Genomic DNA, 24,106 nt, shown 5'->3' on the forward strand with positions numbered 1-24,106 from the left:
GGCGCGGCCCCAATCCCCGCTCCCCGGAGGGACTTCCGTGCCGGCTGGAACGCTGTACCGCGGCCGGGAAGGAATGTGGTCCTGGGTGGCTCATCGAGTCACCGGCGTCCTCATCTTCTTCTTCCTGTTCGTTCACGTGCTGGACACCGCTCTCGTCCGTGTCTCCCCCGAGGACTACGACAACGTCGTAGCCACGTACAAGACCCCGCTCGTCGCGTGCCTGGAGTACGGCCTCGTCGCCGCCATCCTCTTCCACGCGCTCAACGGCCTGCGCGTCATCGCCGTCGACTTCTGGTCGAAGGGCCCGCGCTACCAGAAGCAGATGCTCTGGTCCGTCGTGGGCATCTGGGTCGTGCTGATGCTCGGGGCGATCTACCCCGTCCTCGGCCACGCCGCTCGTGAACTGTTCGGGAGCTGACACCGATGGCCACCACTGAATCCGCCGCCTCCGGTGTCGGCCCTGTCGAGGGCGAGTCCCTCTTCAACGTCGACAACCCCGCGCCTCTCATCGAGGCCCCGCGCCAGCGCACCAAGAAGACCCCCAAGTCCACCCGGGGCAACTTCGAGATGTACGGCTGGCTGTTCATGCGCCTGTCCGGCGTGGTGCTGGTCGTCCTGGTCCTGGGTCACCTGCTGATCCAGCTGGTCCTCGACGGCGGTGTCTCCAAGATCGGCTTCGCCTTCGTGGCCGGCCGCTGGGCCTCGCCGTTCTGGCAGGTCTGGGACCTGCTGATGCTGTGGCTGGCGATGCTGCACGGCGCCAACGGCCTGCGCACGGTCATCAACGACTACGCGGAGCGCGCGAACACCCGGCTGTGGCTCAAGGGCCTGCTCTACACCGCCACGGTGTTCACCATCCTGCTGGGCACGCTGGTGATCTTCACCTTCGACCCGAACATCCGCTAGGCCGCCGGGCTGAGGGACTGAGGAATTCCTGATGAAGATCCACAAATACGACACCGTCATCGTGGGCGCGGGTGGCGCCGGTATGCGCGCCGCCATCGAGTCGACGAAGCGCAGCCGCACCGCGGTCCTGACGAAGCTCTACCCCACCCGCTCCCACACGGGCGCCGCGCAGGGCGGCATGGCCGCCGCGCTGGCCAACGTGGAGGAGGACAACTGGGAGTGGCACACCTTCGACACGGTCAAGGGCGGTGACTACCTGGTCGACCAGGACGCCGCCGAGATCCTGGCGAAGGAGGCCATCGACTCGGTTCTCGACCTGGAGAAGATGGGCCTGCCGTTCAACCGGACGCCCAACGGCACGATCGACCAGCGCCGGTTCGGCGGTCACAGCCGCAACCACGGCGAGGCCCCGGTCCGCCGGTCCTGCTACGCGGCCGACCGCACCGGCCACATGATCCTCCAGACGCTGTACCAGAACTGCGTCAAGGAGGGCGTGGAGTTCTTCAACGAGTTCTACGTCCTCGACCAGCTGATCACCGAGGTCGACGGCGTCAAGCGCTCGGCCGGCGTGATCGCGTACGAGCTGGCGACCGGCGAGATCCACGTCTTCCAGGCGAAGGCCGTGATCTACGCGTCCGGCGGCTGCGGCAAGTTCTTCAAGGTGACGTCGAACGCGCACACGCTGACGGGCGACGGGCAGGCGGCGGTCTACCGCCGGGGCATCCCGCTGGAGGACATGGAGTTCTTCCAGTTCCACCCGACCGGCATCTGGCGCATGGGCATCCTGCTGACGGAGGGCGCCCGCGGTGAGGGCGGCATCCTGCGCAACAAGGACGGCGAGCGCTTCATGGAGAAGTACGCGCCGGTCATGAAGGACCTCGCCTCGCGAGACGTCGTCTCGCGCTCCATCTACACGGAGATCCGGGAGGGCCGCGGCTGCGGTCCCGAGGGCGACCACGTCTACCTCGACCTCACGCACCTCCCGCCGGAGCAGCTGGACGCGAAGCTGCCCGACATCACGGAGTTCGCGCGCACCTACCTCGGCATCGAGCCGTACACGGACCCGATCCCGATCCAGCCCACCGCGCACTACGCGATGGGCGGCATCCCGACCAACGTCGAGGGTGAGGTGCTGAGCGACAACACGACGGTCGTCCCGGGCCTGTACGCAGCCGGCGAGGTCGCGTGCGTATCGGTCCACGGCGCGAACCGTCTCGGCACCAACTCCCTCCTGGACATCAACGTGTTCGGGCGCCGGGCGGGCATCGCGGCGGCGGAGTACAGCCAGAAGGCGTCGTACGTCGAGCTGCCCGAGGACCCGGCGCGGCAGGTCATCGACCAGGTCGAGCACCTGCGCAACTCCACCGGCACCGAGCGCGTGGCGGTCCTGCGGCGCGAGCTGCAGGAGTGCATGGACGCGAACGTCATGGTCTTCCGCACCGAGCAGACGATCAAGACGGCGGTCGAGAAGATCGCGGAGCTGCGCGAGCGCTACCGGAACGTGTCGATCCAGGACAAGGGCCGCCGGTTCAACACGGACCTGCTGGAAGCGATCGAGCTCGGCAACCTCCTGGACCTCGCCGAGGTCATGGCGGTCTCCGCGCTCGCCCGCAAGGAGTCCCGCGGCGGTCACTACCGCGAGGACTACCCCAACCGCGACGACGTCAACTTCATGCGCCACACCATGGCGTACCGCGAGGTCGGCGACGACGGCACCGAGTCCATCCGTCTCGACTACAAGCCGGTCGTCCAGACCCGCTACCAGCCGATGGAGCGTAAGTACTGATGGCTACCCCTGTTCTGGACAAGGCGGAAGCGGCCGGCCAGCCCGAGCCCGGCTTCGCCGACTCCCCCTACATCACGGTCACCTTCCGCATCCGCCGCTTCAACTCCGAGGTCTCGGCGGAAGCGACGTGGGAAGACTTCCAGCTGGAGATCGACCCCAAGGAGCGCGTCCTCGACGGCCTCCACAAGATCAAGTGGGACATCGACGGCACGCTGACCTTCCGCCGCTCGTGCGCGCACGGCATCTGCGGTTCGGACGCGATGCGGATCAACGGCAAGAACCGTCTCGCCTGCAAGACCCTGATCAAGGACCTCAACCCCGAGAAGCCGATCACGGTCGAGCCGATCAAGGGTCTGACGGTCCTGAAGGACCTGGTCGTCGACATGGACCCGTTCTTCCAGGCGTACCGGGACGTGATGCCGTTCCTGATCACCAAGGACACGAACGAGCCCACGCGCGAACGCCTCCAGACGGCCGAGGACCGCGAACGCTTCGACGACACCACGAAGTGCATCCTGTGCGCCGCGTGCACGTCGTCGTGCCCGGTCTTCTGGAACGACGGCCAGTACTTCGGCCCGGCCGCCATCGTCAACGCCCACCGCTTCATCTTCGACAGCCGTGACGAGGCGGGCGAACAACGCCTGGAGATCCTCAACGACCGCGACGGCGTATGGCGCTGCCGCACCACCTTCAACTGCACGGACGCCTGCCCCCGAGGCATCGAGGTCACGAAGGCGATCCAGGAAGTGAAGAGGGCGCTGATCACTCGGCGGTTCTGAGCTTCTTGGCGATACAGCTGCGAGGGCCCCGTTTCCGGGTTGGGAGCGGGGCCCTTTGGTGTGCGGTAGCCCGTTTGGGTGACCGTGATCGTTAAGGACATGCCGACGCTGTCCGGCCTACGATGATGCTCTCGACACCAGCCCAGCAGGAGGCACGCGATGTCCGCAGCATCCGTCGAGCGGCCCCATGACGACCGTCCGCTGATCGCGGAGGCGAACCGGATCATGGATCGCCTCCCGGGCTACCGCGTCGAGATCATCGGAGGCCAGATCATCGTGTCCCCGCCCCCGGACGCAGCCCATGCCCGCGCTCTGAGCAAGCTCATGCGCCCTTTCGTCGCAGCTGGTCTCGACGACGGCGTAACAGAGGTGCTCCAGGGAGTGGGCCTCTGGCTCCCCAGCGGCACCGAGGATTACGCCATCCCAGATCTGGTGGTAGTTGACGCCGATATCGAGGAACACCTCGTCGAGAACAATTGCTACGACCCCGTCTGCTTTCGTCTGGTCCTGGAGGTCACCTCCAGCAACTACAAGACCGACCTGCGGGACAAGGTAAAGGCATACGCCACTGCCAAGATCCCGGTCTACGTGATCATCGACCGTAGGCACCAGCGCCTCCACGTCCTGACCGATCCCACCGGGGACGACTACGAGAGCCACCGCCCGCACTCCCCCGGTGAACTCGTCCTCCTCCCCGACTCCATCGGCGCGGAGGTCACCCTGGACGTGGCAGAGATCCTGAAGGCAGGCCAGCCGAAGAACACCTAGAGCTGGCTCAGGATCGACGGGTCCGTGATCCTCGTGTCGTTCGCCAGCAGCATCGCCTTGCTCAATATCACCGCCAGCATCCGGTCCCCCTCGTACGGCAGGTAACCCGTCTCCGGGATCGCGGGGTTGGACTTGGGGACGATGCACAGGTACTGGCCGCTCGGGGTCATGAGGATGTTGCCCGAGCCCAAGTGGATCTTGTATGTGTGGCGTTCGCCCTTGACGTGGAGGAAGCGGCCTTCCAGGGTGCAGCGGTTGGCTATCGCCAGGCGGGGGATCAGGCGTTCCAGGAGGGCTCGGCGGGTCTGGGCGCTCTCGTTGAGGGCGCCGAAGCTGAACGACGACCAGTACTCGTGGAAGCGGCCGGCCGGGCCGCCGTCCTGCCAGGTCGGGTCGTTGCCGACGCTTGCCACACCGACGAACAGGTCGACGTCGCGCAGGACTTCGGAGAGGACCAGGGGTGGGATCTCCGTGAGGGGGAGGGGAGTTGTGGGGTTCTCGCCGTCGCGGAGCCACATGCGGTAGTCGCCGCCGCAGCAGTGCGCCGAGTTCTGCGGGGCCTCCAGCGGGTAGAAGCGGACCTGGTCGGTGCGCAGGCGGAGGTAGGAGCCGGACTCCGTGGTGTCGGCGCCGTACTCCTGGCCCTCGCCGCTGATCCAGTACTCCGCCCGCAGGCCCCACTGGGGCAGTTCGCGTGTCGCCGGTGGTGCCTCGTCGTCCACCATCAGGCGCAGCTTGTTGCGCCAACCCCTGACCGCGGCCAGGGAGTTGAACTGGTGCTGGCGCAGGATGTGGGCCGCGAAACGGTTCGAGTACGTGCCCGTCGCGCGCTCGGCGTCCGTCAGCAAGTACACCTCGCGGTGCGCCTGTTTGAACGGCTGTGTGATGCCGTGCCGCTCCAGCCAGTCGCGCCACGCGATCGTCTCGGCCGGGTCGTGGCCGACCGGGTGCCAGAGGGTGACCTCGGCGCCTTCGGCGACAGGGGTGGCGGGGGTGTCGGTGAGGGTGCGGAGTTCGCCGTCCGCGTATCCGGCCGTCTGGCCGTCGATCGTCCACAGGAGGCGGCGGGCCAGCGTGCCCACCAACGGGTGATCCAGGTAGCGGGCGCGCCAGGCGCCGTACTGCCACGTGCGGCGGGACAGGAACTGGCGGTCCAGGCGCTCGCTCTGCGCCGACAGCATCTTGTCGATGTCCTTGGCCGCGGTCTTGAGGTCCTTGACGGCGTCGGCGTGGTCTCGGCGGACAGCCGCCGGGATGCTTTTGACCTGCTTGCCGGTCGCCGTCCGCCAGGTCAACACCGCCTTCGTGCCCTGGACTTCTAGGAGTGCGGTCGATTCACCGAGGGTGTGGCTCGCGCGGCCGACCTCCGTCAACCCGTATGCCGGTACGGCCAGTTCCTCGATCTCCTCGCGGGTCAGGCCGAGAGCGGCGGCACGGGTCTCCAGGGCCGTGTCGAGGAGCTTGGCGGTGGCCTTGTACGTCACCCGGGAGGCGAGGCGGGCCAGTTCGGCCAGGGCGGCTTCGCTGTCGATGCGGGACAGGGCGTTCACGCCCGCGTTGGCGACCTTCGGGTTCCGCGGACCCATGCCCGCGACCTTCTTGAGGGAGGTCTCCACCAGGGCGCCGAGGGCGCGGGCCGTGTCCGGGTGGGGTGGGAGGAGCGCGAGCAACCAGGCCAGACCACGCAGCGCGTTCGCGTTGCAGGGGTCATAGGCGCTGTTGATGTCGGGCTCGTACGCGCGCCGGTCGAGCGGGAGGGTGCGCGGGCGGCCGACGAGGGCGAACCAGGCCGGCACGGTCTCGCGGACCCGGTCGGCGCCGACGGCGTCGATCACCACGTGGGCCTGCTTGTCCCACCTGGCGGTGGGCTTGGCGGCGGTGGCCGTCGCCGCGTGCCGCAGCAGCGCCTCCCAGTCGGGCCCGGTGGCGTCCCGCAGAGCCTGCTCCGCCCACTCCTCGCCGACGTTGAGGGCGGGGTCGGTGAGCTTCTGCGCCAGCGCGACGACCGGCTTCGAGCGGTACGCCTCCACGGCCGAGCGGCAGACCACGGCGACGAGCGCCGGCGAGAGCGCGCGGCCCTGCGCGAGTTCGTGCTCGGCGAGGGACTCGAAGCCGGAGGCGTGCCAGAAGGAGTGCACCCGGCTGAGGTCGTCCAGCGCGCGGTGCCGCTCGGCAGCCAGCGGGTCGTCGTCGATGCCGTCGGAGAGCCGGATCGTCAGGGCGATGGCACCGCAGCGGGCGTCCAGTTCGTCGCCGAGGGCCGGGAAGCGCTCGGCCAGCGCGTGCAGCATCGCGCGGCGCCGCTCCACCGGCAGCGCCCGCAGCTCCTCGACGGCCTCGCTCCAGCCGGGCCGGCCGAAGTACCCCCGGCTGGAGGCCACCATCTTCATGGTCTCGTCGGCCACCCGGCCGGCGTCGAACACGGCGAGGCGGTTGCGCAGCCGGTCCAGGTGCGAGCGGGGAGAGCGCATCAGCCACCCACCAGCGGTACGAGCTTCAGGAACGTCACCTCTGTGCCCAGCGGCAGCTCGATCTCCTCGGTCACGTCCGTCACCTGACGGTCGCCCACCAGCACCAGGAATCCGTTCCCCGCGAACGCCTTCAGCACGAGGCCTGACTGCACCTCGGGGTCTATCCGGCGGGGCGTGCGCAGCGCGTACCCGTTCAGCACGCGCTCCGCGTCCTCCGGCTGCACCAGGCCCTGGAACACCCCGGGCATGCGCGCGTTGTACTCGGCGACCTCCTGGAACACCCGGCGCCTGATCAACTCACCCACGGTGAGCCGCTCCTCGGCGACCTCGAGCTCCCAGCCCGCGCCCCGCTCCCCCGCAGTCGTCTCGTCGACGAACGTCACGATTGCCATGCCGCCGACAGTAGAGGCCGCCACTGACAATCACGGGTTCCGGCCGATCTTCCGCCTAACCTGATGCCATGTCAGATGACCAGTCGTACGAGCTGCTCGGATTCGACAACGCGCTGCTGCCGGTCGGCGACCTCGCCGAGGCCGTGCGCTTCTACGAGAGCGCCGGGTTCGCCGTGGCGTTCCGCTTCGACGAGGCCGGGATCGCCCTGCTGAAGGTCGGTGCGGAGACGCCCGGGATCCTGCTGCGGCAGGAGGAGGCGCTGGGCCACCGGCCGCCGTCGTGGCCGGCCTCCCGCCTGTGGATCGAGGTGGCGGACGCCCGCACGGCCGCCCGCTCCCTGCGCTCGGCAGGGGTCGCGCTCCTCGACGAGCCCTTCTCGGTCGCCACCGGCTGGACCGTCGAGGCCGCCGATCCGTGGGGGAACGTCATCGGGTTCACGGACTACACCAAGCGCCCGGAGCTGGGCCGCAGCCGGTGAGTCGGGGCCGCAGTCGGTGAGCCCGGAGGCCGCGGGCTGTGGCCGGGAACCGGTCGGGCACCCCGTAGGCTCCTGTGCGTGTCCGCCACGAACGACAGCGCCCCGCAGAGCGACAGCGTGCCCAGCAAGTCCGAACAGACCCGCGCGCTGATCCTGGAGACGGCCATGCGGCTCTTCCAGGAGCACGGTTACGACAAGACCACGATGCGGGCGATCGCCAAGGAGGCCGGGGTCTCCGTCGGCAACGCGTACTACTACTTCGCCGGCAAGGAACACCTGATCCAGGGCTTCTACGACCGGATCGCCGCCGAGCACCAGGTGGCGGTCCGCGAGGTCCTGGACCGGGAGACGGACCTGGAGGCGCGGCTCGCGGGCGTGCTGAAGGTGTGGCTGGACATCGCGGCGCCGTACCACGAGTTCGCGGTGCAGTTCTTCAAGAACGCGGCCGACCCGGACAGTCCGCTGAGCCCGTTCTCGCCGGAGAGCGAGCACGCGCGCGTGGAGGCGATCAGCGTCCATAGAGAGGTGCTGGCCGGGGCGAAGACCAAGGTGGCGCCCGAACTGCGGGACGTGCTCCCGGAGTTGATGTGGCTCTCCCAGATGGGGCTCGTGCTGTACTGGGTGTTCGACCGGACCCCGGGGCGTGAGCGGAGTTACCGGCTCGCCGAGCGCGGGGCGCGGCTGACCGCGCGCGGGGTCTCGCTGGCCCGCTTCCGGGTGCTGCGGCCGCTCGTCCTGGAGGTGCACGAGCTGTTCACGGACTTCCTGCCCGGGATGACCCACGCGCTGCCCGACCCGGCGAAGAAGCGGTCCGGCTCGGCGAAGGAGAAGCACGGGGCGCCCGCCGACCTGCCCGATGACGAGCCGGAGGTCGACGGGCGCCCCTGAGCGCTCAGTTGACGGCGTCCACCTCGTCCTCCGCGAGCTCGATGTCGTACACGAGAGGCCCGTCCGCCACCATCACGTGCCTGGCCCGGGAACCGTGGGCCGGGGACGTGACGGCGAGCAGATAGGCGCCGGGACCCGGCACCGACACGATGTACGAGCCGTCGGCCAGGGTTGTCACCCGGTCCAGTTGGCGTCCGCCCTTGGACAGGACCGTGACCGCCGCGCCCTCCACCGCGTCACCGTCCGGGCTGCGCACGAAGCCGTGGACGGCGGAGGCGGGGCCGTCGGCCGCCGTCGCGGGCACGCTCTCGCCCGGCTCGCCGTCCTCCTTGGGCTCGACCGCGAGATGCGGCAGGCGCTTCTCCAGCCACTCCGGCAGCCACCAGTTGGAGTTGCCGAGCAGGTGCATCGCGGCCGGCACCAGCGCCGTACGCAGGATGAAGGCGTCCAGCGCCACCGCGGCGGCCAGGCCCACGCCCGCCATCGCCGCGCCCGAGTCGCCGCTCAGGACGAACGCCATGAAGACGCAGACCATGATGAGGGCGGCGGAGTTGATGACCCGGCTGGTCTCGGCGAGGCCCACGCGTACCGCGCGCGCGTTGTCCCTGGTGTGCACCCACTCCTCGTGCATCCGGCTGACCAGGAACACCTGGTAGTCCATGGAGAGGCCGAACAGCAGCGACAGCATGATGACGGGCAGGAAGGCGTTGATCGGGCCCTCCTTGCCGAGGCCGAGCAGCTCAAGACCCCAGCCCCACTGGAAGATCGCCACCAGGACGCCGAAGGAGGCGGCCGCCGCGATCAGGTTCATCAGGGCGGCCGTCAACGGGACCACCAGGGACCGGAAGGCGACCAGCAGCAACAGGAAGCCCAGGCCGATGATGGTGGCGATGAACAGCGGCAGCCGCTCGCCGGTCACCGTCGCGAAGTCCTTCGACACCGCCGTCACACCGCCGACGTGCGCGGTGACGTCGGCCTGCGGGATCACGTCGTCCCGGAGGGTGTCGATCAGGTCGTCGGTCTCCTTGGACTGCGGTGACGTGGTCGGCACGACCTGGATCACCGTCACGCCCTGGGAAGGTGGCAACGGGACCACCTTGGCCACCCCGTCGGTGCCCTGGATGCCCTTGACCAGGGCCGTGGTGTCACCGGCGTCCGTGACCACCTGGAGCGGCCCGTTGAAGCCGGGCCCGAAGCCGTCCGCGAGGAGGTCGTACGCCTTCCTGGTGGTCGACGAGGCGTCGTCGTTGCCCTGGTCGGTGGCGCCCAGGCGCAGCGACAGCACGGGCAGGGCGAGTACGGCCATGACGGCCAGGGCGAGCACGGCGATCCGGCGGGGACGCTTCTGCACGTTCATCGACCAGCGGGCCGAGAGGTTGCTCGTGGACTCGACCTCGGGGCCCTCGGCCGCGAGCCGGCGCCGCTGGCGGCGGCTGAGCACACGCGGACCGAGCAGGCCCAGCAGGGCCGGCAGGAGGGTCGTCGCGGCCAGCACGCTCAGCACCACCGTCAGGGAGGTGCCGACGACCACGCCGTCCAGGAAGCGCAGCCGGGTCACGAGCATGCCGGCGAGCGCGATGCAGACCGTGCCGCCCGCGAACAGCACCGCACGCCCTGAGGTGTTGAGCGCGGTGACCGCCGCCTCCTCCGGGTCCAGGCCCTTCTGGATGCCGCGCCGGTGCCGCGTCACGATGAACAGCGCGTAGTCGATGCCGACGCCGAGGCCGATCAGGGAGGCCAGCAGCGGGGCGATGTCGGGGATGTCGGTGGTGTGGCTGAGCAACTGGGTGGAGAACAGGCCCATGCCGACACCGAAGATGGCGATCGCGATCGGCAGCAGCATCGCGAAGAACGACCCGAAGGCCAGGAACAGCACGGCGGCCGCGGCGATGATGCCGACCATCTCCGACAGGCCCTGCGGGGGCTCCTGGACGCGCTGGATGGCCTGGCCGCCCAACTCGACCTCAAGACCGGCGCGTTCGGCGCCCTGCGCGGTGTCCAGGACGTCCTGGACCAGCTCCTTGGGCACCTCGTTGGCGGGCTTGGCGAAGGTCAGCTGGGCGTACGCGATCTTCCCGTCGCCGCTGACCTGGGCCGCGCCCTGCTCGCCCGCGTACGGGCTGGTGACCGCGCCGACGCCCGGCATCTTCGCGATCCTGTCGAGGGCGGGCTGGATCCGGGACTGGACCGCCGGGTCCTTCGCCGAGCCCTGGTCGACCTTCCACACCACCGTGTCGGTGTCCCCCGAGGTGTTCGGGAAGGCCTTCTCCATCAGGTCGTACGCACTCTTGGAATCCGTGTCGGGGAGAGAGAACACGTTCGCGTAGTTCGTGCCCGCGGCCGAGGCCGAGAAGCCCAGGCCGAACAGTGCCCCCACCCACAGCAACAGGACCACCAGCCGGTGCCGATAGCACCACCGTGCCAATGCCGCCACTGTCAACGCTCCTTAGTCGGTCGGTCGGTTGGTCCCCCAGGTCCTGGGCAACAGGATTGGCGGCGCCACGCGTGCGTGGACACGGCGCGCCCATGACTCTCAAGGAACTCCAAAGACCGATCCGGCCCCGTTGTCAGTGGCCCGGCCGATACTGGTGGCATGACGACGGCTCCAGGCACCGTGCTGGTGGTCGAGGACGAGCCGAGCATCGCGGACGTCCTCGCCATCGCCCTGCGCTACCACCGGTTCGAGGTGATGATCGCGGGCACCGTCCGCGAGGCGCTCGCGCTCGTCGAGCGCACCCGCCCCGACGCGGCGCTGCTCGACGTCATGCTGCCGGACGGCGACGGCCGGGCCCTGGGGCGTGAACTGCGCGCGAAGCGGCCGGAGCTGGCGCTGGTCTTCCTCACCGCGCGGGACGCGCCCGCGGAGATCGTCGGCGCCCTCGGCTTCGGCGACGACTACATCACCAAGCCGTTCAACATCGACGAGGTCGTCGCCCGCATCACCGCCGTCCTGCGCCGCACCCGCCGGGCCGACGTGCTGCCCCAGCGCCCGCCGCTGACCTACGGCGACCTGGAGCTGGACGAGACGACGTACAGCGTCCACCGCGCGGGCCGCACGGTCGAGCTGACCCCCACCGAGTACGCGCTGCTGCGTTTCCTGGTGCGCAACGGCGGCCGGATCGTGTCGAAGGAGCAACTGCTGCGGCACGTCTGGCAGTACGAGCACACCCCGGCCGAGTCGACCGTCGTCGAGACCTACATCAGCTATCTGCGGCGCAAGCTGGACGCCCTCGGAGCACCGGTGATCACCACGCGGCGTGGCGTCGGATACGGGCTTGCATGAAGTTCCTCCATCCGTATCGCCACCCGCTCCGCAACTCGTTCTGCAACCGGGGCCTGCACTCGCTGCGCGCCAAGCTGACGCTGGCCAACGTGGCGCTGCTGGCCCTCGGCATAGTGGCGACCACCGCCGTCAGCCTCATGGGGATGCGGTACTACCTGCTCGACCAGGTGGACACCGAGCTGATGAAGATGCGCGACTCGCTGAGCGACTCGGCGCTCACGATGCGGAACGTCGACTCGCTGGGCGCCCTGGGTTTCGTCAAGGAGCGGCTCGTCCCGGACGAGACGGACAAGGAGCGGTCGGCACCGGACTCGATCTACACGGCCGTCGACGACCGGGGCAAGGCCGTCGGCATCCTCGGCGTGCGGCTCACCGACGCGCAGATCGACCTGGCCCGCGCCGCCCGCGACGCCCCGGCGCTCGCCCGGGACACCGGCCCGCACGACGTGAAGGTGAACCACGCCTCGTACCGGGTCACCGCCGTCCGGCTCGCCGACGGCACGTACATCCTGATGGCGACCTCCACCGAGGCCCTGCACATGGGCATGGGCAAGGCCCTGCGGCTCGACTTCGCCGTCGGCGGGCTGCTTCTCGTACTGCTGGCCTGGCTGACCATGATGAGCGTCAGCCGCCGGATGCGGCCGCTGGAGGACATGGTGGAGACGTCGTCGGCGATCGCCGAGGGCGACCTGACCCGGCGCGTGCCGTCCAGTCACCATCCGACGCAGGAGGTCGAGCAGTTGCGCCTCGCCCTCAACTCGATGCTCCACCAGGTCGAGTCGGCGTACCGCACGCGCGAGCGCAGCGCGGCCCAGCTGCGCCGCTTCGTGGGCGATGCCTCGCACGAGCTGCGCACCCCGCTGTCCGCGATCCGCGGCTACCTCCAGCTGTACGACAAGGGCATGCTGAGCGACCCCGTGGAGCGCCGGCGGGCCTGGGACCGGGTGCTGGCGGAGACGGACCGCATGGGCCGCCTGGTGGACGAACTGCTCACGCTGGCCCGCCTGGACCAGGAGCCGCAACTGCTGCTGCGCAACGTCGACCTGAGCCGTCTGGTGCGGGACGCGGCCGAGGATCTGCGGGTGCAGCAGCCGGAGCGGCCCATATCGGTCGGCGCGGAGGGCGCGCTGCTGGTGCGGGCCGACGAGTCGGGCCTGCGGAAGGTGCTCGGCAACCTGACGGGCAACGTCCGCACGCACACCGCCGCGGACGTGCCGGTGCGGCTCGGCCTGGAGCGGGCGGACGGGGTCGTACGGCTCTGTGTCGAGGACAAGGGGCCCGGGCTGTGCGAGGAGGACGCGGCACGGGTCTTCGACCGGTTCTTCCGGGCCGGCGGCGGCGCGGGCAGCGGCCTCGGCCTGGCCATCGTGCAGGGCGTCGTCCAGGCCCACGGCGGCGAGGTGACGGTCCGCACGGCCCCGGGCGAGGGGCTGACGGTGACGGTGACACTGCCGGCGCGGGTGGCTGTGGAGGCGTAGGGCTCGGTCCGGTGCGGTCAGTTGTGGAGGCGGGTGCCTCGGTCCGCCGTAAGCCTCGATGAAGCCCGAGCCTCGGCCCGGTTCAGACCTCGGTCAGTACGAGCGCCCACACCGTCTTGCCGTGTCGGCCCCGGCTCCACACTCCCCAGGCCGCCGCGACGTGTTCCACCAGGCGCAGGCCGCGGCCGGTCTCGTCCCACTCCGTCACCAGGCGTAGGCGTGGTTCGGTCTGGCCCTCGTCCGAGACCTCTATCAGGCAGGAGCCGTCGGAGAGCGCGGTCACGGCCACCTCGAACTCGCGCTCCAGGAGCGGGCCGTGGCGTACGACGTTGGTGGCCAGCTCGGAGACGAGGAGGACGGCGTCGTGCAGGGCCGGGTCGTCAGGGCCGTGTCCCCAGTCGGCCAGGTGGTCGCGTACCCGGTGCCGGGCGAGGCCGACGGAGGCCGGGTGGCGGGGCAGTCGGAAGGAGTCGCGTCTCAGCACATGTACTCCTCACCCCGCGCACGCCTCCGTCACATCCTCCTGCGTCGGGTGGGCGTCGCGCGTCACTCGGGTGAAGGTCGATGCCGCCTGGCCGGCGTCAGATCCAGGTCAGGCTCCACAGCCGGAACACCCCGGTGGCGTCGGAGAGGTACTGGCCGCCGCCGACGTCCTCGTTGCTGAGGACGTACTCCTTGCCCTGCCACAACGGGATGACCGGCACATCGCGTGCGATGTCCTCCTGCAGCGTCTTGAAGTCGGACGCGGCATCCCCCCGGTCGGGGTACTGCTGGCTGGCCTGGATCAGCTGGTCGACGCCCTTGTCGCTGTAGCCCGTGTTCATGGTGCTGCCGGTGCCGACGAGCGGGCCGCCGAAGGTGTCCGGGTCGGGATAGTCGGCGACCCAGCCGACGGCGTACGCGTCGAGCTTCCCGGCCGCCCACTGCTTCTGGAAGTCGGTCCACTCGTAGCCCTTGAGCGTGACCTTGAACAGCCGGCCGGCCTCCAGCTGCTTCTTGAGGTCCTCGGCCTCCGCCTGGGCGGCGCCGCGGCCCTCGGCGTAGCCGTAGGTGAAGGCGACGGGGGTCGTCACGCCGGCCTCGGTGAGCAGTTCCTTCGCCTTCTGCTCGTCCTGCTTGGGGTAGGTGTCGAAGAACGACGTCGTATGACCGGTGATGCCCGTGGGGATCAGTGAGTACAGCGGGTCGACCGTGCCCTGGTAGACCGTCGCGGCCAGTTGCTCGCGGTTGATCAGCCAGGCCATCGCCTTGCGGACCTGGACGTCGTGCAGGGGCGAGCTCTGGCGCGTGTTGAGGTAGAGGTTGCGGGTCTCGGAGGTGTCGGACTCGTTGACACGCTGGTTGGGGTCACTGGGCGAGAGCCGGGAGAGCGTCGTCGGCGGCAACTGCCGGGCGGCGACGTCGATCTGCTTCGCCTTCCACGCCTTCTCCAGGGCCGCCGCGCTGCCGTAGTAGAGCAGGTCGATCGGGCGTCCGGTGTCGTGGACATCGCCCTTGTAGTGCGAGTTGGGGGCGAGGACGGCCTTCTTGTTCTTCGCGTACGACGTCAGCTTGTACGGCCCGGTGCCGTCGGCGCCCGGGTCCGTACGCAGGCCGTTCTTCGGGTACTTGGTGTGGTCGACGATCGAACCGGCCCCGGTGGCGACCTTGAACGGGAAGGTGGCGTCCGGCGAGGACAGGTGGAAGGTGACCGTCAGACCGCTGGCGTCCACCGACTTGAGCGTGCTCAGCAGCGAGGACGGGCCGACGTCGGACTTGATCGCCTTGACCCGGTCGAAGGAGTACTTGACGTCCTCCGCGGTCATCGTGCGCCCGCTCGGGAAGGTCAGTCCCTCCCGCAGCACACAGCGGTACGTGGTCAGTCCGCTGCCGACGAAGACGCAGCTCTTGGCCGCGTCGGGCACGGGCGAGGCACCGCCCGGGTCGAAGGTCAGCAGTGACTGGAAGACGTTGCTGAACAGCGCCCACGAACCCGCGTCGTAGGCGCCGGCCGGATCGAGCGCCGTGACGGCGTCCGTCGTACCGACCGTGATCGTCTTGCCGGTGTTCTCCTGCGACGGCAGCAACTGCCAGCCGCCCACTCCCGCGGCCGCGAGTACCAGTACCGTCGCGAGAATCCGCGTGCGAACCGAGCGCATCGGTTTGCCCTCTCCGGGCCCCACCGGGACCCACCCCACCATTCAGTCCCCAGACCGCTCCCCCGAGCGGCGCGGCTCACCTAACCACACGCGTTTCAGCCAGGGGAAGAGAAATCTGTCGAGATGAGAGAACACTTACCGAAGGATCGTTTCCGCCGAGTTTCACAGCTCATTCACAGGACGTGAAAACCGGTGAAATCGGGCTCCTGGAAAGGGAGTTGGGCTTCAGGAAGCGAGTCGATCGCCGGGACGGGAGTCGGCCTTCGGTAAGGAAGTTCGCCTTCTGGAAAGGGCTGCCGGCGCTCAGGCGCGCAGCGAGGCCAGCTCGATCACCGTGATGTCCGAGGGCGCGCCCACGCGCGTGGGCGGCCCCCAGGCGCCGGCGCCGCGGGAGACGTAGAGCTGTGTGTCGCCGTAGCGCTCCAGGCCCGCGACGGTCGGATTCGCCGCCTCCGCCACGAAGTTGCCGGGCCAGAGCTGGCCGCCGTGGGTGTGGCCGGAAAGCTGGAGGTCGACGCCGTGGTCGACGGCGTCGTGGATCTGCACCGGCTGATGGGCGAGGAGCACGCACGCGCGCGTGGTGTCACGGTCGCCCAGCGCCTTGGTGAAGTCGGGGCCCTGGCCCTCGCTCTCGCCCGCGATGTCGTTGACACCGGCCAGGTCGAACCAGGGCAGTTCGGTGCGCGCGTTCTCCAGGGGGAGCAGGCCGAGCCTGCGCACCTCCTCGACCCACTGCTCGGCGCCGGAGAAGTACTCGTGGTTGCCGGTGACGAAGTAGGAGGGCGCGTTCAGCTGCCGCAGCGGCCCGGCGGCCGGGCCCAGGTCCTTCACGCTGCCGTCGACCAGGTCGCCGACGACCGCGACGATGTCCGGCTGGGTCCCGTTGATCGTGTCGACGACCCGCTGCGCGAAACCGCGGCCGAGCGTCGGGCCCAGGTGGATGTCGCTGACCACGGCGATGCGGTAACCGTGCGCCCCGCGCGGGAGCTTGGCCAGCGGCACGGTGACCCGCTTCACGCGCGGGCCGCGCAGGACGCCGTAGGTCCCGTATCCGACGGTCGCGACGGCCGCCGCGGCTCCGGCACCGGCGACGACACGGGAGACGAAGAGGCGGCGGGAGGGGTCGGGGGCCGTGGGGGTGTCGGTCGAGGCCTCGGCCGACGCGGATTCCGGTTCGGCTTCGTCGGAGGCCGTCTTCGGCGGGACTCCCGCCGGCACGGGCTCCGGCTCCCGTACGTCCGCCGTGGTGCGCGCCCGGCGCTCCAGCAGGCGGCGCAGCAGCGGTCGTACGACCTCTCCCGCCACCACCGCGAGCAGCAGGTAGATCGAGAGGGCCAGCCACAGGAAGCCCGGCCAGGCGAGGGTCTGCTGGAGCCAGAAAGGCGCGCCGGACCGCTCGGCGACGAGCGCGCCGATCGCCAGCAGCCAGCCGCCCGCGACGACGCCCACGCCCACGCGGCGCATGACGCCCGGGCCCCGGGTGGTGTCGCGGAACAGGCGGCGCCACAGATACCAGTTGCCCGCCACCAGGACCGTGAGCGCGAGCAGCGCGAAGAGGATGACCACCGTGCTGTGAACCCCGCTGTCTTTTGTGAGGACTTCCGTGAGGGCTGTGCTGCGGACTTCTGCGCGGACTTCCGCGCCGACTTCTATGAGGCGCGGCGCAATGCGCGCAGTCCGCGCAACCCGATGCCCCCCACAACCGTCCCCAATACGAAGGAGACGACGGCGAGCGTCAGATGCACCCAGAAGTACGCCGTCGGGTTCCCGTCCTCGAACGCGAGCCCACTGCTGTCCTTGACAAGGTTTTTGACGAAAGTGACCCAGATGACCCAGCTCCACACCCCGAAGGCGAGCAGGAACCAGGAGACCGGGCGGCTGAGCTTCATGCGTTCAGTATCGCCGCCGCCTGTCCGGTTCCCTTCCCGGGGTGGGGTGGGCGGTGGGACTTCCCGTCGCACGCCATGTACGTTCTCGTCCGTGCCCGCTGCCAAGAAGACCGTCAGGCGAACCCTGCTGGTCACCTCCGCCGCCCTGTCGTCGCTCGCGCTGACCGCGCCCGTCGCCCTCGCGGCCCCGAGTCCCTCGACGAGCCCGAGCCCTTCGACGAGTCCGTCGGCCACTCCCCCGGCGAAGATGTCGACCGTGGGCGGCGCACGCCTCGGGGAGGCGGGCACGCAGGTCGATCTGGGCAGCGGCGCCCCGGTGCTCCCCAAGGACCTCACCGCCCGCTCCTGGATCGTCGCCGACGCGGAGTCCGGGGCCGTGCTCGCCTCGCACAACGCGCACTGGCGGCTGCCCCCGGCGAGCACGATGAAGATGCTGTTCGCGGACACGGTGCTGCCGAAGTTCCCGAAGACCGAGAAGCACAAGGTCGTCCCCGCCGACCTGGCGGGCATCGGTTCCGGCTCCAGCATGGTCGGGATAAAGGAGGGCGAGACCTACACGGTCCGCGACCTGTGGCTCGGCGTGTTCCTGCGCTCCGGCAACGACGCCGTGCACGTGCTGTCGGCGATGAACGACGGCGTCGACACCACCGTCCAGCAGATGAACGAGCACGCCGAGGAGCTCCAGGCCCTCGACACGAACGTGGTCAGCCCCGACGGCTACGACGCTCCGGGACAGGTCTCCTCCGCGTACGACCTGACCCTGGTCGCCCGCTCCGGGCTGCAGAAGAAGGACTTCCGGGAGTACTGCTCGACAGTGCAGGCGAAATTCCCGGGCGAGACGAAGAAGAACAAGAAGGGCAAGTCGGTCCGCGAGTCCTTCGAGATCCAGAACACCAACCGGCTGCTGAGCGGCGACTCCGACACGCCCGTGTACCAGGGCATCGCGGGGGTCAAGAACGGTAATACGACGAATGCGGGCGCGACCTTCACGGGCGTCGCCGAGCGCAACGGCAAGGTGCTGCTGGTCACCGTCATGAACCCGTCGAAGAACGAGCACAACGAGGTCTACAAGGAGACCTCCAAGCTCTTCGACTGGGGCTTCAAGGCGGCCGGCAAGGCGCAGCCGGTGGGCGAGCTGGTGCCGCCCAAGGGCGCGCAGGCCAGCGCCCAGCCGGGTGCCACGGCCTCCTCGGGGCAGGCGGGCGGGTCCGGCGACGCGTCGTCGGACCCGGTGACGAAGAAGGCCGCGGCCGCGGAGGAGTCCGGCGGCATCGGGACGGCGCTGGCCATCACGGGCGGCGCGCTGGTGCTGCTCGCGGCCGCCGCGTTCCTGGTCAACCGCCGCTGGCCGCTGCCTGATCTGGTACGTCGTCGTCCTCGTCCCTGACCTTGCGGATCTCCCCGCTGCGCTCCTCGGCCTCCTCCTCGCGGATCTCGTCCTCCTTGCTCTGCGTCGCCGTCCACGCGGCGCAGAACAGGACCAGTTTCGAGGTGAAGTTGATCCACAGCAGCAGGGCGACGGGCACTCCGAAGGCGCCGTACATGCTCTTCGCGGCGACGCCCTGCATATAGCCGCTCAGCAGCAGCTTCAGCAGTTCGAAGCCGATGGCGCCGGTCAGCGCGGCGACCAGCAGCCGACGGCGCGTCGGCTCCACGCCGGGCAGCAGGGTGAGGACGTACAGGAGCAGCAGGAAGTCGGCGAGTACGGCGACGGTGAACGCGGCGATCCGCAGCAGGGCGCGGCCGATGCCGCCCTCCTGGAGGCCGAGCTGCTCGCCGATCCAGCCGACCAGGGCGGTGGCGACGGTCGAGATGGCGATCGTCACGAGGACGGCGCCGCCGAAGCCGATCAGGATGATCGCGTCCTTGGCCTTGGACAGGATCGGGTTGCCCTCCCGGTCCGGCAGCTCCCACACCGCGCGCAGACAGTCGCGCATCGACCCGACCCAGCCGATGCCGGTGAACAGCAGGGCTGCACCGGCGATGAGGCCGATCGTGCCGGCGTTCTGCACCAGGCCGTGGATGTCGAGCTGGTCGGAGATGCCGGGCACCTGGTCGGCGATCTTGTCCTGCAAGGTGTTCTGCTGCTCGGTGCTGAGCGTGGCTGCGGCGACCGCGGCCGCGACGGTGAGCAGCGGGAACAGGGCGATAAAGCTGATGAACGTCATCGCGGCGGCCAGCCGCGACCACTTCACCCGGTCCAGGCGCTCGTAGGACCGCCACGCGTGCGTGGCGGTCAGGCGCGTCATCAGCGGCCCGACGACGGGGAGCTTCTTCAGCCAGTCCATGATCCGACTCTGCCCTCACTGCGGAAGACCAATGTGCGAGTACCCCAGAACCGCAGGATCGTCGCAAGGGCCATGCCGATTACAGCACCGGAGACGGTGTCCGCGCGCTGCGAGGTGAGGCCGAGGCCGTAGTGGCTGACGGCGAGACACAGCAGCTGGACGAGGGCACCGGCGATGTTGACGGCGACGAAGACCGCGTAGGGACGCAGGCCGCCCGGTCCGGTGCCCCGATAGGTGCCGAGCGCGTTGCCCGTGTACGCGACCGAGCAGCCGGCCACGAAGGAGAGCGCCTTGGCGGTGATCGGGTCGAGCCCTGCCGGGCCGCGCAGGCAGGTGAAGAGGGCGAGGTCGGCGGCGTAGGCGAGGAGTCCTACGGCGGCGAAGGCGAGGAGTTCTCGGCGGCGGGGCGGGCTCAGGGAGGCGGGGCGGGTGCGTGTCATGGCGGAGCTCGCGGCGGGCGCCGTGGCGGGGCGGGCGTGTGTCGTGGCGGGGCTCGTGGCGGGGCTCGCGGCGGGTGCCGGGCTCGCAGGGGTCACCAATTCGCCACCGCCAGCGCGTACATCGCCAGCCACACCAGGGCGATGAGGGCGAGTGCCCGGTCGTGCAGGACGACGTCCTCCGGTTCGCCGGCCGTGCCGCGGTCCGCGAAGACGGCGTACCTGAGGACGGCGAGGATGAAGGCGACCATGGACAACTGGCGCCAGGGCAGCACGCTCGCGTGCGGGACGCCGCCCTCCTCCAGGGCCCACAGGCAGTAGCCGAGCACGGCGACCCCGGCGGCCAACTGCCACACGAACCGCAGGTAGCCGGTGGTGTACTCGGTGAGCAACGCGCGCGTGGAGCCGCCTTTTCCGGCCATCTGGACGGCTTCGGAGTAGCGCTTGGCCGAGACCATGAACAGCGCGCCGAAGCCGGTCGTGATCAGGAACCAGCGCGAGAGCGGGATCCCCAGGGCGAGCCCGCCGATCATCGCCCGCATCAGGAAGCCGGTCGTGACGACGACGAGGTCGACGACCAGGACGTGCTTGAGGCTGACGCAGTACGCCAGTTGCATGCCCAGGTAGGCCGTCAGGAGCGCCGCGACGACCGGGGAGACCAGCCAGGCCGCGAGCACCGGCGCGAGGGCCGTGAGGGCGCCTCCTACGGCGTAGGCGACGGGTACGGGGACCTGGCCGGCGGCGACCGGGCGGTGCCGTTTGGTGGGGTGGGCGCGGTCGGCCTCGGCGTCGCGGGCGTCGTTGATCAGGTAGACGGCGGCGGCGCAGGCGGTGAACAGCGCGAAGACCAGGGCGAGTTGGGTGAGCGCATGCCGGGTGAAGAGCTGTCCTGCGGCTGCCGGGGCGGCGACGACCAGGACGTTCTTGATCCACTGCTTGGGACGCGCGGTCTTCAGCAGCCCGCGGAGGATCGAGCCGAGGCGGGATCCCTTGCGGGGTCGTGAGGTACGTCGCTGGGGCGCGCGTTGCTCCAGAAGCGCCGTCTCACGGGTGCGCGCGCTGCCGGTGAGGGGCGCGGTCTCTGTCACGAGCGCCCGCCTTCAACTAGCGCGATCTCCGTCATGAGCGCCCGCCTTCAACTAGCGCGATCTCCGTCATGAGCGCTCACCTTCAACCAGCGCGATCTCCGTCATGAGCGCCCTCCCTCATCCGGCGCGATCTTCATCCAGCGCGATCCGATGCGCGCCGTGAGCGCCCCCAGGGCCGCGCCCGCCACCACGTCCGAGGGGTAGTGGACGCCGACGACCAGGCGGGAGAGGCACATCGCGGCGGCGAGCGGCGGGACCGCGTGCGCGCCGAGCGCCCCGAAGGCGACGGCCGCTGCGGTGGCGGAGGTCGCATGGGAGCTGGGGAAAGAGTGCCGGCCCGCGGTGCGCACGAGGGGTTCGACGTGGGTCGGACGCGGGCGGCGCACCGCTCTCTTCACGCCCATGCTGACGACGTGCGCACCGACGGTGAGCGCCGTGCCGCGCAACCAGGCACCGCGCCGCGCGCCGTCCACAGCAGCGCCCGCGAGCCCCGCCGCGAGCCACAGCGCACCGTGCTCGCCGGCCCGGGAGAGGGCGCGCGCGGCTGCGGCGACGCGCGGATCGGCGCCGTACGCCCGGCAGGCCGAAAGGATTCGGTGGTCCAAGGGGTCCAAGGGGTCCAAAGGGTCCATGGGGTCCGTGTGGTCCGTGTGGTCCATGGGGACTCACTGTTCACGTCGACACCGCGGGAACTCCGGCAATATTGAGTGACATCCCATTAATCACCCATTTCGCGGAGGGAGGTCATGTTTCTGAACAAACCGATCGGATAGGGGCGATACGGTCGCCGACATGTCTGCCGACGCCGCCCCCACGTCCGCGCCCGTTCCCGTTACTGGGTGGGGCCGCACCGCGCCCACGGCGGCCCGTCTGATGCGCCCAGGGACGTACGAGGAGGCCGTGGCGGCCGTCCGGGACTGCGGGGCCCGCGGAAGCATTCCCAGGGGCCTGGGGCGGGCCTACGGGGACGCGGCGCAGAACGCCGGCGGCGCGGTGCTCGACATGACGGGTCTGGACCGCGTCCACGCGATCGACGCCCAGGGCGGCACCGTGCTGTGCGACGCGGGCGTCTCCCTGCACCGGCTGATGGAGGTCCTGCTGCCGCTCGGCTGGTTCGTGCCGGTGACTCCGGGAACCCGCCAGGTGACGGTTGGCGGCGCGATCGGCGCGGACATCCACGGCAAGAACCACCACGTCTCGGGCTCCTTCTCGCGGCACGTCCTGTCCTTCGAACTCCTCACCGCCGACGGCACGATCCGCACAGTGAGCCGGGGCACGCCCCTGTTCGACGCGACCACCGGCGGCATGGGCCTGACCGGCGTGATCCTGACGGCGACCCTCCGACTGCTGCCCGTCGAGACGTCCTTGATGTCGGTCGACACGGAGCGCGCGACGGACCTCGACGACCTGATGGCACGCCTCACGGCGACCGACCACCGCTACCGGTACTCGGTCGCCTGGATCGACCTCCTCGCGCGGGGCACGGCGACCGGGCGCGCGGTGCTCACGCGCGGCGACCACGCGCCCCTCGACGCGCTGCCCGCACGCACGCGTAGAACACCGTTGGATTTCCGGACCCGCCGACTCCCGGCCGCCCCCGCCCTCCTCCCGGAGGGGCTGCTGAACCGCGCGACCGTGGGCCTGTTCAACGAGCTCTGGTATCGCAAGGCGCCACGCACGCGTACCGGCGAACTCCAGCGGATCCAGGCCTTCTTCCACCCCCTGGACGGCGTGCCGCACTGGAACCGGGTCTACGGCCGCGGCGGCTTCGTGCAGTACCAGTTCGTCGTCGGACACGGCCAGGAGGACGCTCTGCGCCGGATCGTGCGGCGCGTCTCCGAGCACCGGTGCCCGTCCTTCCTGGCCGTCCTCAAGCGCTTCGGGGAGGCCGATCCCGGCTGGCTCTCCTTCCCCGTGCCCGGCTGGACGCTGGCCCTCGACATCCCGGCGGGCCTGCCAGGGCTCGGCGCCCTCCTGGACCGGCTCGACGAGGACGTGGCCGGGGCCGGCGGCCGCGTCTACCTCGCCAAGGACTCCCGGCTGCGCCCCGAACTGCTCGCCGCCATGTACCCGCTCCTCGACGACTTCCGGGCACTGCGCGCGGAACTCGACCCGCGCGGGGTGTTCGTCTCGGACCTCGCCCGCCGCCTCGCCCTCTGAGCAGCCCCAAGCTCCGGGCGACTTCCCAGACACCCTCCAGGCACCCCCAAGACCCCCAGGCACCCCCAGCACCCCCAGGCACCCCCAGGCACCCGCTAGGAGCTCTCTCGTGAAGGACGCCTTCGGTCTCCCCCAGTCCCTGCTCGTCCTCGGCGGTACGTCCGAGATCGCCCTCGCCACCGCCCGCCGGCTGATCGCCCGCCGCACGCGCACGGTGTGGCTCGCCGGACGCCCCTCGCCCGCCCTGGAGGAGTCCGCGGAGCAGTTGCGCGGCCTCGGCGCCGACGTGCACACCGTCGCCTTCGACGCGCTCGACCCCGACGCCCACGAGACGGCGCTCGGCAAGGTGTTCGCCGAGGGCGACGTCGACATGGTGCTGCTCGCCTTCGGGATCCTCGGCGACCAGGCGCACGACGAACGCGAACCGGCCGCCGCGGTGCGCGTCGCGCAGACCAACTACACGGGCGCGGTGTCGGCCGGGCTCGTGAGCGCCCGCGCGTTGCAGGCCCAGGGCCACGGCTCGCTCGTGGTGCTCTCCTCCGTCGCCGGCGAGCGCGCCCGCCGCGCCAACTTCATCTACGGCTCAAGCAAGGCCGGCCTGGACGCCTTCGCGCAGGGCCTGGGCGACGCGCTCTACGGCACCGGCGTGCACGTCATGGTCGTACGCCCCGGGTTCGTGCGCTCGAAGATGACGGCGGGTCTGCCGGAGGCACCGCTGGCGACGACCCCGGAGGCGGTCGCGACGGCCGTCGAGCTGGGCCTGCGCCGCCGCTCGGAGACGGTGTGGGTGCCGGGTGCGCTGCGGGTGGTGATGTCGGCCCTGCGGCACGTCCCGCGCGGGGTGTTCCGACGGCTGGCTCTTTAGGCGGGCGTCCG

23 protein-coding genes are annotated in these 24,106 nt (G+C 70.2%); 12 read left to right on the forward strand and 11 right to left on the reverse strand.

What is annotated here, in order from left to right; translation table 11 throughout:
* Positions 1-37 precede the first annotated feature (37 nt).
* The 5 genes from sdhC to ACWDR3_RS12540 all read left to right on the forward strand — a co-directional run bounded on the left by sdhC (position 38) and on the right by ACWDR3_RS12540 (position 4,239).
* Positions 38-418, forward strand: a complete 381-nt coding sequence (gene sdhC / locus ACWDR3_RS12520) for a succinate dehydrogenase, cytochrome b556 subunit (RefSeq protein WP_402352882.1) — start codon at positions 38-40, stop codon at positions 416-418.
* Between the two features lie 5 nt (positions 419-423).
* Complete coding sequence (locus ACWDR3_RS12525) at positions 424-906, forward strand: succinate dehydrogenase hydrophobic membrane anchor subunit (RefSeq protein ID WP_450352452.1); 483 nt, start codon at positions 424-426, stop codon at positions 904-906.
* A 31-nt stretch (positions 907-937) separates the two neighbouring features.
* Positions 938-2,692: a succinate dehydrogenase flavoprotein subunit gene (sdhA, locus tag ACWDR3_RS12530; protein WP_450352453.1), complete on the forward strand. Its 1,755-nt coding sequence runs from the start codon at positions 938-940 to the stop codon at positions 2,690-2,692.
* Positions 2,692-3,471 carry a succinate dehydrogenase iron-sulfur subunit gene (locus tag ACWDR3_RS12535; protein WP_123998168.1) on the forward strand — a complete coding sequence of 260 codons (780 nt, stop codon included), beginning with the start codon at positions 2,692-2,694 and terminating at the stop codon, positions 3,469-3,471. The genes sdhA and ACWDR3_RS12535 overlap by 1 nt, the downstream gene beginning before the upstream one ends.
* Before the next feature lie 159 nt (positions 3,472-3,630).
* Positions 3,631-4,239: a Uma2 family endonuclease gene (locus tag ACWDR3_RS12540; protein WP_450352454.1), complete on the forward strand. Its 609-nt coding sequence runs from the start codon at positions 3,631-3,633 to the stop codon at positions 4,237-4,239.
* Here the strand turns inward: ACWDR3_RS12540 and ACWDR3_RS12545 are convergent.
* Entirely contained in the window at positions 4,236-6,710 is a 2,475-nt protein-coding gene (locus ACWDR3_RS12545; protein ID WP_450352455.1) for a DUF4132 domain-containing protein, read from the reverse strand. The genes ACWDR3_RS12540 and ACWDR3_RS12545 overlap by 4 nt on opposite strands.
* Positions 6,710-7,102: a hypothetical protein gene (locus ACWDR3_RS12550; RefSeq protein WP_450352456.1), complete on the reverse strand. Its 393-nt coding sequence runs from the start codon at positions 7,100-7,102 to the stop codon at positions 6,710-6,712. The genes ACWDR3_RS12545 and ACWDR3_RS12550 overlap by 1 nt, the downstream gene beginning before the upstream one ends.
* Positions 7,103-7,170: 68 nt before the next feature.
* Here ACWDR3_RS12550 and ACWDR3_RS12555 point away from each other — a divergent pair, with 68 nt between their 5' ends.
* Complete coding sequence (locus tag ACWDR3_RS12555) at positions 7,171-7,581, forward strand: VOC family protein (RefSeq protein WP_450352457.1); 411 nt, start codon at positions 7,171-7,173, stop codon at positions 7,579-7,581.
* 78 nt (positions 7,582-7,659) lie between these two features.
* On the forward strand, positions 7,660-8,469 hold the full coding sequence (locus tag ACWDR3_RS12560; RefSeq protein ID WP_450352458.1) for a TetR family transcriptional regulator: 810 nt from the start codon (positions 7,660-7,662) through the stop codon (positions 8,467-8,469).
* A 4-nt stretch (positions 8,470-8,473) separates the two neighbouring features.
* On the opposite strand, the gene ACWDR3_RS12565 is transcribed toward ACWDR3_RS12560, so the two are convergent.
* Positions 8,474-10,894, reverse strand: coding sequence for an MMPL family transporter (locus ACWDR3_RS12565; protein WP_450352513.1), 2,421 nt, complete (start codon positions 10,892-10,894; stop codon positions 8,474-8,476).
* 168 nt (positions 10,895-11,062) lie between these two features.
* Here ACWDR3_RS12565 and ACWDR3_RS12570 point away from each other — a divergent pair, with 168 nt between their 5' ends.
* Both ACWDR3_RS12570 and ACWDR3_RS12575 read left to right on the forward strand, forming a co-directional pair.
* The gene (locus tag ACWDR3_RS12570; protein ID WP_123998176.1) at positions 11,063-11,752 is read left to right on the forward strand and encodes a response regulator transcription factor; all 690 of its coding nucleotides are present in this window, start codon (positions 11,063-11,065) and stop codon (positions 11,750-11,752) included.
* Positions 11,749-13,230, forward strand: a complete 1,482-nt coding sequence (locus ACWDR3_RS12575) for a sensor histidine kinase (protein WP_450352459.1) — start codon at positions 11,749-11,751, stop codon at positions 13,228-13,230. The genes ACWDR3_RS12570 and ACWDR3_RS12575 overlap by 4 nt, the downstream gene beginning before the upstream one ends.
* 82 nt (positions 13,231-13,312) lie before the next feature.
* On the opposite strand, the gene ACWDR3_RS12580 is transcribed toward ACWDR3_RS12575, so the two are convergent.
* From ACWDR3_RS12580 to ACWDR3_RS12595, 4 genes are all read right to left on the reverse strand, one after another.
* Positions 13,313-13,714 (reverse strand): ATP-binding protein, encoded by a 402-nt coding sequence (locus ACWDR3_RS12580; protein ID WP_450352460.1) that lies wholly within the window; start codon positions 13,712-13,714, stop codon positions 13,313-13,315.
* A 97-nt stretch (positions 13,715-13,811) separates the two neighbouring features.
* Positions 13,812-15,368: an ABC transporter substrate-binding protein gene (locus tag ACWDR3_RS12585; RefSeq protein WP_450352461.1), complete on the reverse strand. Its 1,557-nt coding sequence runs from the start codon at positions 15,366-15,368 to the stop codon at positions 13,812-13,814.
* Positions 15,369-15,671: 303 nt separating this feature from the next.
* A complete protein-coding gene (locus ACWDR3_RS12590; RefSeq protein ID WP_450352462.1) occupies positions 15,672-16,934 on the reverse strand; it encodes a metallophosphoesterase in 1,263 nt (420 codons plus the stop codon).
* 83 nt (positions 16,935-17,017) lie between these two features.
* Positions 17,018-17,257, reverse strand: a complete 240-nt coding sequence (locus tag ACWDR3_RS12595) for an SCO4848 family membrane protein (RefSeq protein WP_450352463.1) — start codon at positions 17,255-17,257, stop codon at positions 17,018-17,020.
* A gap of 91 nt (positions 17,258-17,348) precedes the next feature.
* Here ACWDR3_RS12595 and ACWDR3_RS12600 point away from each other — a divergent pair, with 91 nt between their 5' ends.
* Entirely contained in the window at positions 17,349-18,644 is a 1,296-nt protein-coding gene (locus ACWDR3_RS12600; RefSeq protein ID WP_450352464.1) for a D-alanyl-D-alanine carboxypeptidase family protein, read from the forward strand.
* Here the strand turns inward: ACWDR3_RS12600 and ACWDR3_RS12605 are convergent.
* The 4 genes from ACWDR3_RS12605 to ACWDR3_RS12620 form a co-directional block, all read right to left on the reverse strand.
* Entirely contained in the window at positions 18,592-19,545 is a 954-nt protein-coding gene (locus tag ACWDR3_RS12605; protein WP_450352465.1) for a YihY/virulence factor BrkB family protein, read from the reverse strand. The two genes, ACWDR3_RS12600 and ACWDR3_RS12605, sit on opposite strands and share 53 nt — an antisense overlap.
* Entirely contained in the window at positions 19,533-19,985 is a 453-nt protein-coding gene (locus ACWDR3_RS12610) for a GtrA family protein (RefSeq protein ID WP_450352466.1), read from the reverse strand. Before ACWDR3_RS12610 ends, ACWDR3_RS12605 begins: the two co-directional genes overlap by 13 nt.
* A gap of 92 nt (positions 19,986-20,077) precedes the next feature.
* Positions 20,078-21,070 carry a decaprenyl-phosphate phosphoribosyltransferase gene (locus tag ACWDR3_RS12615; RefSeq protein ID WP_450352467.1) on the reverse strand — a complete coding sequence of 331 codons (993 nt, stop codon included), beginning with the start codon at positions 21,068-21,070 and terminating at the stop codon, positions 20,078-20,080.
* Between the two features lie 101 nt (positions 21,071-21,171).
* On the reverse strand, positions 21,172-21,702 hold the full coding sequence (locus ACWDR3_RS12620; RefSeq protein WP_450352514.1) for a phosphatase PAP2 family protein: 531 nt from the start codon (positions 21,700-21,702) through the stop codon (positions 21,172-21,174).
* 160 nt (positions 21,703-21,862) lie between these two features.
* On the opposite strand from ACWDR3_RS12620, the gene ACWDR3_RS12625 reads away from it, so the two are divergent.
* Complete coding sequence (locus ACWDR3_RS12625; protein ID WP_450352468.1) at positions 21,863-23,230, forward strand: FAD-binding protein; 1,368 nt, start codon at positions 21,863-21,865, stop codon at positions 23,228-23,230.
* 109 nt (positions 23,231-23,339) lie between these two features.
* Entirely contained in the window at positions 23,340-24,095 is a 756-nt protein-coding gene (locus tag ACWDR3_RS12630) for a decaprenylphospho-beta-D-erythro-pentofuranosid-2-ulose 2-reductase (RefSeq protein ID WP_450352469.1), read from the forward strand.
* Positions 24,096-24,106 lie beyond the last annotated feature (11 nt).

Source organism: Streptomyces sp. NPDC001002 (assembly GCF_053599215.1).

Bases quoted from the DNA above. Each gene is read 5' to 3' on its own strand.
- ACWDR3_RS12525 (WP_450352452.1), top strand. From the start codon at position 424: ATGGCCACCACTGAATCCGCCGCCTCCGGTGTCGGCCCTGTCGAGGGC.
- sdhA (WP_450352453.1), top strand. From the start codon at position 938: ATGAAGATCCACAAATACGACACCGTCATCGTGGGCGCGGGTGGCGCC.
- ACWDR3_RS12535 (WP_123998168.1), top strand. From the start codon at position 2,692: ATGGCTACCCCTGTTCTGGACAAGGCGGAAGCGGCCGGCCAGCCCGAG.
- ACWDR3_RS12540 (WP_450352454.1), top strand. From the start codon at position 3,631: ATGTCCGCAGCATCCGTCGAGCGGCCCCATGACGACCGTCCGCTGATC.
- ACWDR3_RS12545 (WP_450352455.1), bottom strand. From the start codon at position 6,710: ATGCGCTCTCCCCGCTCGCACCTGGACCGGCTGCGCAACCGCCTCGCC.
- ACWDR3_RS12550 (WP_450352456.1), bottom strand. From the start codon at position 7,102: ATGGCAATCGTGACGTTCGTCGACGAGACGACTGCGGGGGAGCGGGGC.
- ACWDR3_RS12555 (WP_450352457.1), top strand. From the start codon at position 7,171: ATGTCAGATGACCAGTCGTACGAGCTGCTCGGATTCGACAACGCGCTG.
- ACWDR3_RS12570 (WP_123998176.1), top strand. From the start codon at position 11,063: ATGACGACGGCTCCAGGCACCGTGCTGGTGGTCGAGGACGAGCCGAGC.
- ACWDR3_RS12575 (WP_450352459.1), top strand. From the start codon at position 11,749: ATGAAGTTCCTCCATCCGTATCGCCACCCGCTCCGCAACTCGTTCTGC.
- ACWDR3_RS12585 (WP_450352461.1), bottom strand. From the start codon at position 15,368: ATGCGCTCGGTTCGCACGCGGATTCTCGCGACGGTACTGGTACTCGCG.
- ACWDR3_RS12595 (WP_450352463.1), bottom strand. From the start codon at position 17,257: ATGAAGCTCAGCCGCCCGGTCTCCTGGTTCCTGCTCGCCTTCGGGGTG.
- ACWDR3_RS12605 (WP_450352465.1), bottom strand. From the start codon at position 19,545: ATGGACTGGCTGAAGAAGCTCCCCGTCGTCGGGCCGCTGATGACGCGC.
- ACWDR3_RS12610 (WP_450352466.1), bottom strand. From the start codon at position 19,985: ATGACACGCACCCGCCCCGCCTCCCTGAGCCCGCCCCGCCGCCGAGAA.
- ACWDR3_RS12620 (WP_450352514.1), bottom strand. From the start codon at position 21,702: ATGGACCCTTTGGACCCCTTGGACCCCTTGGACCACCGAATCCTTTCG.
- ACWDR3_RS12625 (WP_450352468.1), top strand. From the start codon at position 21,863: ATGTCTGCCGACGCCGCCCCCACGTCCGCGCCCGTTCCCGTTACTGGG.